This window comes from Streptomyces sp. NPDC000410 (genome assembly GCF_040300305.1).
GTDB lineage: Bacteria > Actinomycetota > Actinomycetes > Streptomycetales > Streptomycetaceae > Streptomyces.
On the sequence record NZ_JBEPDM010000003.1, the window covers coordinates 73494 to 88646 of the forward strand.

Consider the following 15153-nt stretch of genomic DNA (forward strand, 5'->3'; position numbering starts at 1 on the left):
CGTCCTGTGTCCGTCGAGAACCTCATCGATCGCGATATGCGTCACGTCTGGCACCCTTACGCCGCCATGCCCGCCACCGAGCGTCCGCTCGTCGTCGATTCGGCGCAGGGTGTCCGGCTCCGTCTGGCCGCTCCCTACCAGGGGGTGGAGGAAGTGATCGACGGAATGTCGTCCTGGTGGGCGGCGATCCACGGCTACCGGAACCCCGTGCTCGATGACGCCGTGCGCCGTCAGCTCGACAGGATGAGCCACGTCATGTTCGGCGGGCTCACCCACGCACCTGCCGTCGACCTCGTCACGAAACTGGTCGAGATCACTCCCGACCCGCTTCAGCACGTGTTCCTCTGTGACTCCGGCTCGGTCGCGGTGGAGGTCGCCGTCAAGATGTGCCTGCAGTACTGGCGCTCCACCGGCAAGCCCGAGAAGACCAAGCTGGCGACCTGGCGCGGCGGCTACCACGGCGACACGTTCACGCCGATGGGAGTGTGCGACCCCGAGGGCGGCATGCACAGGATGTGGGGCAGCGTCCTCAAGCCGCAGGTGTTCATGGACCGCCCGCCGGCCGGATTCGAGGCCGGGATCGACGAGCGCTACGCACAACACCTCGCGGAGGTCGTCGAGCAGCACGCCGGCGAACTCGCCGCGGTCATCGTGGAGCCGGTGTGCCAGGGCACCGGAGGGATGCGGTTCCACGACCCGGGCTACCTCCAGGTGCTGCGGGAGGTGACCCGGGCCAACAACGTGCTGCTCATCTTCGACGAGATCGCCACCGGCTTCGGCCGTACGGGCGCGATGTTCGCCGCCGACCACGCCGGCGTCAGCCCGGACGTGATGTGCGTGGGCAAGGCCCTCACCGGCGGCTACCTCTCCATGGCCGCCACCCTGTGCGCGAGCGAGATCGCCGACGGCATCGGACGCGGTGAGTTCCCCGTCCTCGCGCACGGGCCGACCTTCATGGGCAACCCGCTCGCCTCCGCCGTCGCCTGCGCCTCGCTCGACCTCCTGCGCGGCCATGACTGGCAGGCGAACGTCACCCGCATCGCGGCCACGCTCACGAAGGCGCTCGCGCCGGCCCAGGATCTTCCCGGGGTCAAGGACGTCCGCGTCCTGGGTGCCATCGGCGTCGTCCAGCTCGACCACCAGGTCGACATCCCGGTGGCCACCGACGCCGCCCTGCGGCACGGGGTATGGATCCGCCCGTTCCGCGACATGATCTACACCATGCCGCCCTACGTATCGACCGGCGACGACCTCGCCACCATCGGCGAGGCCATCACCGCCGCCGCCCGCGTCTCCTGAGAGGGACGGCGCCCTCTTCCTCAGTCCGCCGATGCCGGTGGGGACGGGGTGGTGGGAAGAGGGCTGATGCCCGGTTCGAAGTGGGCGCGGAGGTAGATGCGGGTGCGCTGCGGTGAGTACGCGTGTGCGTACAGGCGGACGCAGCGCTCGTCGGAGGTGTCGTACGCGTCGGAGGCGCCGGGGGCCTTCGCGGGGCAGACGTAGCCGTAGCGCATGCCGTCCTTGAACGTCTCCGGTTCCGGGAGCCCGAGGTGCGCGAAGTCGTGGGGCTTGAGGTCGGGCTGCGCGGCTGTGGGCTCCAGCCATTTGCCGGCCGGGGGGGTACTCCTTCAAGTAGGTCTCCGCCTCGGCGCGCGTGAGCGTGAAGGTGAGCAGGCCGGTGTCGAAGCGAGAGGTGACCTCGTACGCGGCGCGCGGGGACTGCGCCGTCCTCGGGACGTCGAGCCCCATATGCCCGCCCATCCACTCCGGCGTGATCCCCTCGACCCACCCCCCGTCCGCCGCCCGGTCCAGCACGCGGTCGCCGCCCTGCTTGCCGCCCCGGCCGTCGCCCTGGCTCCCGCCCTGGCCGACGAGGCGCCACCCCGCCGCGGTCACGGCGCCCGCGAGGGCCAGCACGCCGAGGGCGGCCCCCGCGACGAGCCACCGGCGGCGACCCCTCCGGCCGCCGCCGTCGCCGTCGCCGGAGGGGGGCGCGTAGACGTCCGTCATCGAACGCCCGTCCTTCCCGGCGGCCTGTGCGTGGTGCGGTCCTGCTGCTGCTCCCGGCCGGGGTCCGTACGTCCGTCCCTGCCTGCTCTCCCCGGGTCCCGGCAGCGGGTCGCCGTTGGGCTGCGAGGAACCGAGATCGTAGTGCTTGACGCTGCTGCTGCCCGACATGTCGAACTCCTGGGCGTAGCCCACCCGGTGCAGCTTGGCCATCTCGCCGTCAGGGATCTTCAGCGGGCCGACGTCGACGCCCTTGCCCTCGTCCCAGTTGTAGCGGTCCCAGACGTTCGCCTGGTAGTCGATACTCACCTTGGGGTTGCCGTTCGCGTCCGGAACGGCGGTCACCACACCGGTGACGTTGCTGTTGGCGCCGCCCACCGCGTAGAACCAGTTCTCGTTGAGGCTCTGGGTGAAATAGAAGCCCTCGGGCTGCTTGGCCTCGACCGGGAAGGCGACCGGCTTCCCGCCGTTCTTCTTGAACTCCTCGAGGGCCTGCTTGCGCCACTCGTCCTGGCTCATCCGGATGGTGTCGTCGACGTACGACTTGAAGCTGGGGACGTCCGACATCATCTTGTCCACGGGCAGGTCCATGGGCTTGCCACTGTTTCCCAGGTAGTGCGCCATGTGGCGGGACGCGTCCGTCATGCCCTTCCAGTCGGCGCCCTCCGTCAGCAGCTGCATCTTCTGCTTGGTGATCCATTGGTCGAAGCCCGGCGACTGGGAGTCGTACTTCCCCGCGCCCGCGTCCGCCGCGACCTGCGGCATGGTCGGGCTCAGAATGCCCGCCGCCATCAGATCGTCCTTCTGCGCCAGCCAGAGCCGCGCCCGCGCCTCGGGGCTCAGGGACTCCCACAGACGCCGCAGTTCGGCCTGCTGCTTCGGGTTCGCGTCCTTGCCGAGCGCGGCCAGCTCCTTCGCTCGCGGGATCTGTTCCTCGTCGAGGGACGTGTACTCGGCGTGGCCGGCGTTCTGCGGGCCGTTGCCGTGGCTCTTCTGCAGCGCGCGTGCCGCCTGCGCGTCGACCTCGGCGGCGTGCTGGACGATTCCGGTGAGCGTGTCCGTGTACCACCGGATGCGGTCCTTGGTGCGCTGGCTCGTGCCCTCCGGGGTCCACATCGCCTCGATGACGCGGACCGCGCCGCCCTGCCCGTCGGAGACGAGGAGCCCGGGGTCCGGCGGGTTGTGGGACGGGTCGCCCTTGTTCGCCGAGTCGGTGAGGGTCTTCGCCTGCCTCTGGTACCGCTCCAGCTCGGCATGCGCGTCGGTGAGGACGTTGGCGATGCTCTCGGCCTCCATGTGGAGGTCCGTGAACTCCTTGGCCGTCTTGCCCACGAACTCCCTGGTCACACTGGCGTTGACGCCCTGCCAGCGGGCTTCGCCGGACTTTAAGGCTCCGGCGCTGCCCGGCCCGGCCTGATTCAGCTGCATCGAGCCCGTGTTCCGGCCCTCCAGCGCCGCGGCCTTGGACCTCTCCCATTCTTCCCAAGCCATGTTCCCCGTCGCCCCCGTTCGTGCGCGGCGACCCGTGCTGGGGCTGCCGCCCGTCGTTGCCACGACACTAACAACCCGTCAGTTACGGATGGGAGTTCAGCGGGTGTGCATCTGGGGTGGATCTACGTACACCCTGCTCGGGTGCCAGGTGCATGGGAGGGGAATCCGGCCGGCGGCATCGTCGTCGTATGGAAACGACACGTACGGAAACAAGACGTACGGAAACGAATCGTCGGCGCGCGCGGATGACTGGCCGGGGGCGAGGGCGCCGTCGGCTATCTGCTCAAGGACCGGGTCACGGACACCAGGCAGTTCGTGGACGGGGTCCGCCAGGTGGCCGCCGGGGGCACGGTGATGGACCCCCACGTCGTCGCCAGGCTGCTGTCGCGTGGTGACGCGCGGGGCACGACCGGAGCCCTGACGGAGCGCGAGCGCGCTGTCCTGGAGCTGATGGCCGAAGACAGGTCGAACGCGGCCATCGCGAGCGGTCTGCACATCAGCGAGAGCGCCGTCGCGAAGCACACCGCGGGCATCTTCGCCAAGCTCCGGATCGCGCCGTCGCCGGACGACAACCGCAGGGTGCTGGCGGTGCTGGCGTATCTCAAACGCTGAGGACCGTCCAGAGGGCCCCGACGCGCACGCCGGTCACCCACGCAGTGCGTTCCGCCGCCACATCGCCAGCAGGAGCGGGGAATCGGTGGGCGCCGGATGCCTCGGGCACACGTCGAAGTGGCTGATGCGGCACGTGCCGGTGGGCGAAGAGGCTCCGAGGTGCACCGCGGTGCCGTCACTCGCGATCCGCCAGCGCCTCCCGGCCGGGATGGCACGGACCGGCCAGTCACCCGACGCCATCATGATCCAGCGGCCCCGTAACGTGCGCCGCCACTCGGCCTGCGCGCCGCACACGTCGCACGTCGTCGGACTCGGACGCCGGCTCGGACTCGGACGCAGGCCCGCACTCGGACTCGGACGCGGGCCCGCACTCGGGCCCGCACTCGGGCCCGCACTCGGGCCCGCACTCGGACTCGCGCTCGGGCTCGAAGTCGAGTGCCGGACGTCCGGCACCGCCCTGCCCGTACGGCCCGCGAAGGCCAGGGTGTCGGCGGTGGCCGCCAGGACGTCCCGCAGCAGTACGGGCTCGCGGTCCGGGTGCCCCCTCCCGGCCGGCAGACAGTCGTCGCAGACGACGAGATACACGTTCCCCCCGCGCGGGCGGGCCGTCCCGGTCGAACCGCATTCGCCGCACCGATATCCCGTGACCATGTCCCCGCCCCAGTGACGCCTACCGACAACCGACAACCGACACGATCGATCCTTCCACCCACCACTGACAGCCATGCCGTCCGCGACGGGTCCCCGGCCCGCCCGCCGGTTTCGCCCCGTACGCGGCCGACCGCGCCCGGACAGCGGTGGGCGCGGCTGGAGGTGCTCCCGTATCGGCGGGAGACTGGAGGTCGGGGGCACAGGTCAGGGGGTGACCGTGAGCATGCGCAACGGCCCCGATCAACGGCTCCTGGGCGGTCGGTACGTCCTTGAGGACCTGCTCGGGCGCGGCGGGATGGGCAGGGTGTGGCGGGCCCACGACCAGGTCCTCGACCGCGAGGTGGCCGTGAAGGAAGTGAGCGTCGGCGGGCTGCCGGAGGACGAGCTCCAGGTCCTGGAGTCCCGGATGGAACAGGAGGCCCGAGCGGCCGCCCGCGTCAAGCACCCGTCCGTCGTCACGGTCCATGACGTGCTTCGCCAGGAGGGCCGGCCCTGGATCGTCATGGAGCTGATCGACGGCCGGTCGCTCGCCGATCTGATCGCGTCGGAGGGCCCCCTGCCGCCGCGGGAGGCCGCCCGGATCGGCGTACAGCTGCTGTCCGCCCTGGAGCGGGCGCACCAGGCGGGGGTGATCCACCGGGACGTCAAGCCCGCCAATGTCCTGCTGGAGCCCGGCGAGCGAAGCGAGATGGGGGTCCCCCCGGCCGGAGGCTGGGGGAGGGTCGTGCTCACCGATTTCGGCATCGCGGCGCTCGAAGGCTCTGCCCGGTACACCCGGGCCGGTGTCATCGTGGGCTCACCGGACTATCTGGCCCCCGAGCAGATCAGCGACGGGCGTGCGGGGCCGGCGGCCGACCTGTGGTCGCTGGGCGCCACGCTCTACACGGCGGTGGAGGGCCGGTCGCCCTTCGGCCGTCCGACGGCCGCGAGCACGCTGCACGCCGTGGTCAGCGATCCGTTGCCCGAACCGGTCCGGGCGGGAGCGCTCCGCCCGGCCCTCGAGGCGCTGCTGCGGAAGGACCCGGAGGCCCGGCCGACGGCCGAGGGGGCGCGGCGCCTGCTGGAGGCCGTGGGGGCCGCGGGAGCCGACCACCCGGCGACGCAGGTGGCCCTGGCCGGGGAGGAACGGGGCAGCCTGCCGACGCAGACGACGCCAGCGGCTCCAGCGGCTCAGCGGGTTCCGCCCGCTCCGCCCGCTCCGCCCGCTCCCCCTGGTCCGCCCCATCCGCCCCATCCGCCCCATCCGCCTGCTCCGCTCGCCGCGACGACACCGGAGGGCGAGCGCCGGCGGCCCTCCGCGGCCATGGTCACGACAGCCGTCGTCGTGCTGCTGCTGGCCGCGGCCGGACTTTTGTACGCGACGCTCCGGCTCGCCGGGCCGCTGCCGGCCGGCCTCGCGTGGATCGCGCTGATCGCGGCGGCTGCCGGACTGCTCTACGCGCTCCACACATACGGCCAGGACCGGGCCGCCGTCGCCCTGGTGGGGCTGCTGCTCGCGGCGGGGGGAGCGGTGTACGCGTGGTTCAAGGGCGCCGGGCCGCTGCCGATCGCGCTCGCGGGGGCGCTCGGGCTGCTGGCAGCCGGCTGTATGGGGTTCCTGCTGCACAAGGGCGGACTGCCCAGGGCCGCCGTGGCGGCGGTCCTGATACCGCTCCTGGTGACCGCCGGGATGGCGTACGTGATGTTCGGCCATGTCCCGGGCGAGAGCACGACGCCCACGCGGCCGCCCCCCGTGGCCGTACCGGACGAGCCCGCGAAGCCCACCCCGCCACCGGCGAAGCCCGAGCCCGAGCCACCACCCAAGGCCCAGCCGCCGCCTCCCCAGGAGCAACCGCCCGCCCCAGAGCCCCAGACCCAGCCCCCGCCTCCCAAGGAGCAGCCACCCGCCCCGCAGCCCCGGCCCCAGCCACCGCCACCGCCACCCACGACCCAGCCACCGCCCGAGGCTCCGGCGCCCGCCGGTTACCGCTGGGTCGACGACCCGGCCGGGTTCCGTGTCGCGGTGCCCGAGGGGTGGACCCGCAGTGTGAAGGGCGAGCAGGTCGATTACTCCCCGGACGGCGGCGTACATCTGCTGCGCTTCGCCGTGCACCCCGGCGGCGGTGTGGTTCCGTCCGAGCACCTCCTCGAACTGGAGGAGAACATCCAACTGCCCGGCTACGAACGCGTCGCGCTCGTGGCGAACACCTACCAGGGCCGCCCGGGGGCGCTGTGGGAGTTCACCTGGTCCGACGGCGAGCCCCGGCACGGCATCGACCAGGCCTTCATCGCCCCGAACGGGAAGGAGTACCTGATCTACCTCGGCGTCCCGGAGTCCGACTGGCCGGCGGGCAAGCAGGTCTTCGATTCCGTACTGAGCACGTTCAGCCCGAGCTGAGCAGCCCGGCGGCCGGCGCCTCGTCGAACGCCGTGCCGATCGCCGCGCCGATCCGGTCGACGTCCCCCCGCTCGGCCTGCGGCAGCGGCGCGCCGAGCCGGGCCCTGGCCTCGGTGGCCGCGCGGAGCAGCCGGGCCGCGCCGCGGTGGTGGCCCGCCACGACGCGGGCGCCCGCCAGGCCCTCCAGGGCCAGGGCCACGGCCCGGGGGTCGCCGGTGCGCCGTGCGGCGGACAGGCCGTCGCGGTGCAGGGCGAGCGCGGTGGGCGCGTCGCCGCGCAGTTCGGCGACGAAGCCCAGTTCGGCCAGGATCAGCGCGGTTCCGTGGTGGGTGTCCAGCCGCCGGTTCCACTCCAGCCACGGGCGCAGATACGCCTCGGCCTCATCGAGCCGGCCGCGCCGCCGCGCCACCAGTCCGAGCCCGACCTCGGCGATCTCCTGGGCCGGGCGGTCGCCCTGCCGCAGCGCGAGTGCGCGGGCTCGCTCATGGAACTCCGCGGCCTGCTCGTGGTCGCCCGTCAGCAGGGCGATCCGACCCAGTTCGACGAGCCGCCGGGCGGCTTCCGTCCACAGGCCGAGGCCTTCGCTCAGCCGCAGCCCCTCACGCTGGTGCGGAACCGCCCGGTGATAGTCCCCGGCGATCTCGGCGAGCGTCCCGAGCACGGCCGTGGCCTGTACCTGGCCCCAGCCGTCCCCCAGCTCCCGGAAGAGGCTCAGTGACCGCTCGCCGTCGGCGCGCGCCCCGGCCAGGTCCCCGCAGACGTGCCGCAGTACGGCGCGCGTGCTGAGCGCCGCGGCGATGCCCCAGTCTCCGTCGCAGTCCGTGAAGGCCGTCAGGGCACGGGTGAGAAGCTGCTCGCTCTCCGCCGGGTCGCCGAGCCGGCAGGCGGCGAAGCCGAGGAACCACAGCGCCCGCGCCCGCTCGTCCGGATCGTCGATGGCGTCCGCGACGGCCCCGAAGCCCGCGCCGGAGCCCCGCTCGCCGGTCAGCATGCCGAAGCCGGCGAGCCACGCCTCGGCCGCCGCGCGCACGGATCGCCCGGCCCCCTCCTCCGCCGGAACGGCGAGGGCGGAGGTCAGCGAGCGGACCGCCTCGCCGAGCCGGCCGCGTAGGAACCAGTACCAGGACAGCGCGCAGGTCAGCCGCAGCGCCTCGGCCGACTGCCCGTACCGTACGCAATGCTCCAGCGCGACCCGGAAGTTGGCCGTGTCGGCGTCGAGTCGGCGCAGCCACTCGCGCTGCTCGCCGCCCCGCAGCCCGCCCTGGGCGTTCTCGGCCAGCTCCCGGTAGAAGCGGGCGTGGGCGAGCCGGACCGCCGCCGACTCGGCCGCCTCGTCGAGCCTTTCGAGGCAGTACGCCGTCACCGACTCCAACAGGCGATAGCGCGGCCCGGTCTCGCCGTGGGTGACGACGACGAGGGAGCGGTCGACCAGCCGGGCGAGCAGGTCGAGTACCTCCGCGGGCTTCACGCCGTCGCCCGCGCACACCGTTTCGGCGGCCGGGAGCGTGCAGCCCTCGGCGTGCACGGCCAGTCTGCGCAGGACGATGCGCTCGGCCGCGGTCAGCAGTTCCCAGCTCCAGTCGATCACGGCGCGCAGCGTCTGCTGGCGGGCCGGGGCGTCGCGGCGGCCCGCGGTCAGCAGAAGGAACCGGTCGTCGAGGCGTTCGGACAGCTGCTCGGCACCCAGAACCCTGATCCGGCCGGCGGCCAGTTCGAGCGCGAGCGGAATGCCGTCCAGGCGGCGGCAGATCGCGACGACGGCGTCGGCGTTGTCGTCGGTGACGGCGAAACCGGGGGACACGGCGGCGGCCCTGGCCGCGAACAGCCGGACGGCGCTCGGCTCGTCGAGCGGCTCGACCACCCACAGCCGCTCGCCCGCGATGCCCAGCGGCTGCCGGCTGGTGGTCAGGATGCGCGTGCCCGCCGTGCCGCGCAGCAGCGCCTCGGCGAGGCGCGCGGCGGGCTCGATGATGTGCTCGCAGTTGTCCAGGACGAGCAAGAGCTGCTTGTCGCGCAGCGCCTCGGTCAGCCGCTCGGTCGCGTCCGCGCCGGGTACGCCGGTGTCGTCCCGCAGCCCCAGGGCCGCGGCGACCGTCTCCGCCAGCTCGCCGTCCGTGCACGGCGGGGCGGCCCCCTCGGCCCGCCCCCGCCCGGCCAGTTCGACCAGCCAGGCACCGTCGGCGGAACCGTCACGCAACGCGGTCTCCACCGCCAGCCGCGTCTTGCCCACCCCACCGGGCCCGGTCAGGGTCACCAGCCGCCCGGCCGCCAGCAGGTCGCCGACCTCCGCGACCGCCGCGTCCCGCCCGACGAGCTCGGTCGGCGGCGCCACCACATTCGTCCACGCCCGCCGCCCGCCCCGCTCCGGCCGGCCACGGCCGAGGTGGTCGCCGCCCTCTCGATCGGTCCGCGCACCGGGCGAGGCGGCCCGGTCCGCCCGGTTACGCCCGCCGGGTGAGGAAAGCCCGTCACGTGAAGCGCCCCGTACCCGCCCAGCGCCGATCGAGGCAGCCCCATCCGGCCGGTCCTGCCCGCCACTCGACGAACCCCCGGCGGGCCTGTCACCCTCCCGATCGGCCCACACGCCCGACGGGGCAGCCCCATCCGGCCAGGCGCCCCGGGTGGCCCGGCCCTGCCGGTCCCGCCCGGCCTCGACCGGGGCGGCGTCGTCCCGCCCGTCGGCCGACACGGCCCCCGCACGCCCGGCGCCGCCCGAGACGGCCCCGCCCGAGGCCGCCGCCGCAGCAGCAGCCGCCCGCAGTGCCGGACCGTGGCGCAGCATCTCCTCGTACAGGGCCGTCAGTTCGGGGCCCGGGTCCAGGCCCGTCTCGTCGGCGAGCAGGCGGCGCAGGGCGTGGTAGGACTCCAGCGCCTCGCTGGAGCGGCCCGCCCGGTACAGGGCTCGCATGTGGGCGGCCCGCAGGCGCTCGCGCAGCGGGTGACGGGCCACCGGGCCCGCCAGGTCGGCCGCGACGGCGCCGTGTTCGCCCAACTCCAGGCGTACGTCGGCCTGTTCCTCCAGGGCCGTCAGCCGCTGCTCCTCCAGCCGCGTGACGGTCTCCCGTACGAAGGGCTCGTCGCGGAAGTCCGCGAACGCGGGCCCCCGCCACAGGCCCAGGGCCTCGGACAGCAGGGCGGCCTTCGCGGCCAGGTCGTCGGTGGTCCGGGCGCGCGTGGTCAGGGAGGCGAACCGGCCCGCGTCCACCGCTTCGGCGGCCACCCGCAGGACGTATCCGGGCGCCCGGAACTCCACCAGATCCCGACCGCCACCGCCCGCCGCCAGCGCGCCGCGCAGCCGGGAGACCCGGGTCTGAACCGCACCCACGGGGTCGCCGGGCGGGCGGGCGCCCCACAGGTCCTCCAGGAGGGTGTCGGCGGGCACCACGCGTCCCGGGTCGGTCAACAGCTCGGCCAGCAGCGCCCGGACCTTCCGTTCCGGTACCGCCACCGGCTCGCCGTCGTCCGTCCACACGGCCAGCGGCCCCAGCACCCCGAAACGCATACGGCGAGCCTAACGCGGCCGTCGCAAGCGGACCGGCAGAGGACCGGCAGCGGTCACGGACAGCCTGAGGCCCTGACCGACCACACCGCAGAACTCAGAACGGAACAGGAACCGCACCATGAACGCATTCGCGGGCAAGAAGGCCGTCGTCACCGGCGGCACGCACGGCATGGGACTGGCGATCGTCGAGGCGCTGCTCGACGGGGGCGCCGAGGTCGTCCTCACCGGCCGCAACGAGAAGACGCTCGAAGAGGCGCGGACCGAACTCAACAGACGCCCGGCGCACGTCGTCCGCTCCGACGCCACGAGCATGGCCGACATCGACGCGCTCGGCACCCTCGCCGCCGAGACGCTGGGCCGCGTCGACGCCCTCTTCGTCAATCACGGAACGGCGGAGTTCCAGACCCTGGCGGAGGCCACCGAGGAATCCTTCGACCGGCAGTTCGCCATCAACACCAAGGGCGCCTTCTTCACCGTGCAGCGCCTGGCCCCGCTGATCCCGGACGGCGGTTCGATCCTCTTCACCACCGTCTCCAACGACGTGATCTTCCCGGGGCTGAGCGCCTATTCGGGGGCGAAGGAGGCGCTGCGGGCGATCTCGCAGGTGCTCGCCGCCGAGTTGCTGCCCCGCCGGATCCGGGTCAACGCGCTGGCGCCCGGATTCATCGAGACCCCGACCATGGGCGTCGTGGGCCTGACCGACCAGCAGCGGGCCGACTTCCTGAAGCAGGGCGAACAGAGCACGCCCCTGCGCCGCAACGGCACCGTGGAGGAGGTCGCGAGGGCCGCGCTGTTCCTGGCCTTCGACGCCACCTGCACCACCGGGGTCGAACTCCCCGTCGACGGCGGCTGGGGCCAGGGCCTCGTCGCCGCCGCCCACGAGGAGTCGTGACCGCCCACGAAGAGCGGCCGGGCAGCCTGCCGGTCTGGCAGGCTGCCGCTCATGGCCGCGGCGCATGAGGCACCCGAGTTCGTACAGATCACCCGTCCCGGGGAGGTCACCCCGGACCTCAGACGGCAGCTGATCGACTGCTGGGCGGCCGTGGCCAACACCGGCGGCGCGGTGATCGCGCGCAGCTTCCCGATGCCGCCGGTGAGCGCCCGGCACGTCGGCCCCGAGGTGGACCGGCTCGCCGGGGAACTCGACCCCGAGCGGGGCAGGATGATCGTCGCCACCGTCCGGGAGGCCGTCGCGGGCTGGCTCATCGTCCGGCGCGAGCCGCACCCTCTGGTCGCCCACCGCGGCGTGGTCAACCACGTCATGACACACCCCCGCGTCCGCGGCCACGGGGTCGGCGCGGCACTGATGCGCCGGGCCTCGGACGTCGCCCGCGCGGAGATGGGCCTGGAACAGCTGGAGCTCGCGGCGCGGGGAGGGGTCGGCCTTGAGGACTTCTACGCGAAGCTGGGCTGGGTGGAGATCGGCCGGTGTCCGCGCGCACTGCGGGTCGCCCCCGGCGACGACCGCGACGAGATCCTCATGATCCTCACGCTCCCGGCCCCCGGCCCGGAGCGATCGGCCCCCGGCCCGGAGCATCCGCACCACGTCCCGGAGCGATCGGCCCCCGGCCCGGGACACCCCGGGAGGCGCCCAAAGGCACGAGGATGAGGCATAAAGAGCCCGACGGTGGATAGGTTCCTATGACCGATCGATCGATCGAGTGATGGCCGACGCCTCTCGCCGGGGAGGAACCGCTGCGATGAGCAACGCCTCCTTACCTCCGGAACCGCTGTATCTGGAACCTCGGCTGGCGCCACGACCGGCGTCCCTGCTGAAGTCGGCCGCCCTCCTCCACACCCTCGTGGACGCGCTGGGGTCCCCTCTCAACGTCGTACTGCCGGAGCAGATCGCCGAGAACGTGGCGGGCTTCCGCTCCGTCCTGCGCCGCCATCAGCTGAGCGGTCAGGTCTTCTTCGCGCACAAGGCGAACCGCTCCAGCGCCCTGGTCCGGCGGCTCGCCGCGACGGACGCCGCCGTCGACGCCGCATCGATCGGCGAGTTACGGCACGTGCTCGGCTCGGGGTTCACCGGCCCCCGGATCATGGCGACCGGCCCCAAGGACCCGGAGTTCCTGTGGCTCGCGGCCCGCTCCGGGGTGACCGTCAACGCCGACGGCCCCGCGGAGGTGGAGGACGCTGCCCGTCTCGTCCGCGCGTACGGCCTGCCGCGCCTGCGGATCGTCCTGCGGCTGTCCGACTTCGAGACGTCGGGGGCCAGAACGCTCTCCCGCAGGAGCCGCTTCGGCACCTCCGTGAAGGCCCTCGCCGGGCTGCTCGACATCCTCGAACGCCACCAGGACAGCCTCGACCCGATCGGCGTCGGCTACCACCTCGACACCACCAGCCTGGACGAGAAGGCGACGGCGCTCGAAGGGTGCCTGCGGGCGGTGGAGGAGTTACGGCTCCGGGGATTCGCTCCGCGCGCCGTCGACGTGGGCGGCGGCTTCGGCGTCAGCTATCTGGCCCACGCCGCCCAGTGGGAGCGCTACACGACCGAGCTCACCAACGCGGTCATGGGCAGACGCCCGCCCATGACCTGGGGCGGGCACGGCTACGGCCTGCGCGTGGAGAACGGCACGGTCAAGGGCTCGCTCGGCCTGTACCCCGCCCATCGCCCGGTCGCCGGCGCCGCCTATCTGGACGAGCTGCTCTCCCGCCCCGCGCCCGGCCTGGGCCGCCCGCTCGGCACCCTGCTGCTGGAGAGCCTCTGCGACCTGTACGCCGAGCCGGGGCGCGCCCTCGCGGACCAGTGCGGGCTGACCCTCGGCAGGGTGCTGGAGGTACGGCGTACGGACACGGGCGAGCACCTCGTACGTCTCGCGCTGAACGCCGGCGACGTCGGCCTGGAGGACCACGGCGTCCTCATGGACCCCGTTCTCCTCCCCCGCGCGGGCGCCCCCGCGACCGGGGAAGGCCCCGTGGCCGTACATCTGATGGGCAACCTCTGCCTGGAGGCCGATCTGATCACCCGCAGAACGGTCCACCTGCCCCGGCTGCCCCGCCCCGGCGATCTCCTCGCCTTCGCCAACACCGCCGGGTACTGCATGGACTTCACCGCCACCCAGGGCCAGCGGCAGCCCGTCGCACGCAAGGTCGCCGTCCACGAGGAGGCCGGTTCCTGGCACTGGCGTCTCGACGAGCAGTACTGGCCGATCGCCGACACGAGTACGGGGGGACAGGCATGAGGTACGACAGCATCACCGAGGCCATCGGCAACACCCCGCTGGTGCGCATCGACCCGGCCGTGCACGGCCTGCGCCACATCGACCTCTACGCCAAGCTGGAGATGCTCAACCCGTTCGGCTCCCTCAAGGACCGGGCCGCGTGGAACATGGCCCGGGACGGTCTGCCCGGCGCCAAGGAGCGCGGCGAGACGATCGTGGAGCTGTCCAGCGGGAACACCGCCAAGGCGCTGGCCCTCATCGCCGGCCTGCACGGGCTGCCGTTCAAGAGCGTCACCAACCGCATGCGGATTCCCGAGATCAAGGACCTGCTCCTGCTGCTGGGCGCCGAGATCGAGGAACTGCCGGGCCAGTCCGAATGCCTGGACCCGACCAACACCGACGATCCGCTGACCCTCTTCCACCAGCAGCTGAACCGACCCGGCAGCGCCCATCTCCACACGGACCAGTACTTCAACGCCCGCAACACCGAGGCGCACGCGCACGGCACGGGACCCGAGATCATCGCGGACCTGGACGGCCGCGCCCCCGACTGGTTCATCGCCTGTGTGGGCACGGCCGGTTCGTCCACCGGCGTGGCCAGGGCCCTGCGCGCGCACGACCCGGCCGTACGCGTCGTCGGGCTGGTCGGCGAGAAGTCGGACTTCATCCCCGGCATCCGCACGGTGGACGAGGTGCAGGAGGTCGGGATCTTCGACCCGGCCACGTACGACACGATCGAGCCGGTGAGCGCCGACGAGGCCATCGACGGGATGCTGACGCTGCTGCGCCGCTGCGGCATGCTCGCCGGGCCCACGGGCGGGGCCGCCTATTTCGGAGCCGTACGTCATCTCCGTACGGTCGACGCGGAGCTGGCCGGCGGGTCGGCCGGGCGCAGGACGGCCGTGTTCATCGTCTGCGACCGCGTCGAGAGCTATCTCGACTACGTCCGCAGGCGTCGCCCTGAGCTGCTGGGGCGGCCCCCCGCGAAGAACTCGGTGGCCACGCTCACCGACGCCGAGGCGGGCACGGCGTCCGTCATCGACATCGCGGACGCGCGCAAGTGGATCGCGGCGGAGCGGCCGCTCGTGATCGACCTGCGCGGGCCGTTCGCGTACGCCGCGCTCCACATCGACGGCTCGGTCAACATCGTGGACGAGCTCTTCGACGAACTCGTGCGCGGCGGCCTGCCCTTCAGCAAGCGGCAGCCGGTGCTGCTGGCCTGTCCGGTCGGTGAGAAGTCCGCCCGTTACGCGGCCCTGCTGACCCGTATGGGCCACCCCGACGTACGGAGTCTGGCCGGCGGGATCATCGCCTGGCGGGACGCGGGCGCGCCGCTGGTGCGTGACTGA

The 15153-nt window shown here is 73.1% G+C and carries 10 protein-coding genes and 1 pseudogene; 8 read left to right on the forward strand and 3 right to left on the reverse strand.

All coding sequences use genetic code 11. The features are described from left to right. Positions 1–6 precede the first annotated feature (6 nt). On the forward strand, positions 7–1299 hold the full coding sequence (locus tag ABT342_RS05715; protein WP_351567504.1) for an adenosylmethionine--8-amino-7-oxononanoate transaminase: 1293 nt from the start codon (positions 7–9) through the stop codon (positions 1297–1299). Positions 1300–1319: 20 nt separating this feature from the next. Here the strand turns inward: ABT342_RS05715 and ABT342_RS05720 are convergent, their stop codons facing one another. Continuing rightward, positions 1320–1514, reverse strand: a complete 195-nt coding sequence (locus ABT342_RS05720) for a hypothetical protein (RefSeq protein WP_351567507.1) — start codon at positions 1512–1514, stop codon at positions 1320–1322. A 637-nt stretch (positions 1515–2151) separates the two neighbouring features. On the opposite strand from ABT342_RS05720, the gene ABT342_RS05725 reads away from it, so the two are divergent. Together ABT342_RS05725 and ABT342_RS05730 are read left to right on the forward strand one after the other, a co-directional pair. After that, on the forward strand, positions 2152–3396 hold the full coding sequence (locus ABT342_RS05725) for a hypothetical protein (protein WP_351567510.1): 1245 nt from the start codon (positions 2152–2154) through the stop codon (positions 3394–3396). A gap of 351 nt (positions 3397–3747) precedes the next feature. Next, positions 3748–4110, forward strand: a pseudogene (locus ABT342_RS05730) (LuxR C-terminal-related transcriptional regulator); the annotation flags it as partial. Positions 4111–4143: 33 nt separating this feature from the next. Here ABT342_RS05730 and ABT342_RS05735 read toward each other — a convergent pair. After that, on the reverse strand, positions 4144–4836 hold the full coding sequence (locus ABT342_RS05735) for a DUF6083 domain-containing protein (RefSeq protein WP_351567513.1): 693 nt from the start codon (positions 4834–4836) through the stop codon (positions 4144–4146). A gap of 148 nt (positions 4837–4984) precedes the next feature. On the opposite strand from ABT342_RS05735, the gene ABT342_RS05740 reads away from it, so the two are divergent. After that, the gene (locus ABT342_RS05740) at positions 4985–7138 is read left to right on the forward strand and encodes a serine/threonine-protein kinase (RefSeq protein ID WP_351568118.1); all 2154 of its coding nucleotides are present in this window, start codon (positions 4985–4987) and stop codon (positions 7136–7138) included. Here the strand turns inward: ABT342_RS05740 and ABT342_RS05745 are convergent. Then, positions 7125–10640: an AfsR/SARP family transcriptional regulator gene (locus ABT342_RS05745; protein ID WP_351567515.1), complete on the reverse strand. Its 3516-nt coding sequence runs from the start codon at positions 10638–10640 to the stop codon at positions 7125–7127. The genes ABT342_RS05740 and ABT342_RS05745 overlap by 14 nt on opposite strands. Before the next feature lie 118 nt (positions 10641–10758). Here ABT342_RS05745 and ABT342_RS05750 point away from each other — a divergent pair, with 118 nt between their 5' ends. From ABT342_RS05750 to ABT342_RS05765, 4 genes are all read left to right on the forward strand, one after another. Continuing rightward, complete coding sequence (locus ABT342_RS05750) at positions 10759–11532, forward strand: SDR family oxidoreductase (RefSeq protein ID WP_351567518.1); 774 nt, start codon at positions 10759–10761, stop codon at positions 11530–11532. Between the two features lie 51 nt (positions 11533–11583). Then, positions 11584–12249 (forward strand): GNAT family N-acetyltransferase, encoded by a 666-nt coding sequence (locus ABT342_RS05755; RefSeq protein ID WP_351567520.1) that lies wholly within the window; start codon positions 11584–11586, stop codon positions 12247–12249. Positions 12250–12340: 91 nt separating this feature from the next. Further along, a complete protein-coding gene (locus tag ABT342_RS05760) occupies positions 12341–13825 on the forward strand; it encodes a type III PLP-dependent enzyme domain-containing protein (protein WP_351567523.1) in 1485 nt (494 codons plus the stop codon). Next, positions 13822–15153 (forward strand): pyridoxal-phosphate dependent enzyme, encoded by a 1332-nt coding sequence (locus tag ABT342_RS05765; RefSeq protein ID WP_351567526.1) that lies wholly within the window; start codon positions 13822–13824, stop codon positions 15151–15153. The genes ABT342_RS05760 and ABT342_RS05765 overlap by 4 nt, the downstream gene beginning before the upstream one ends.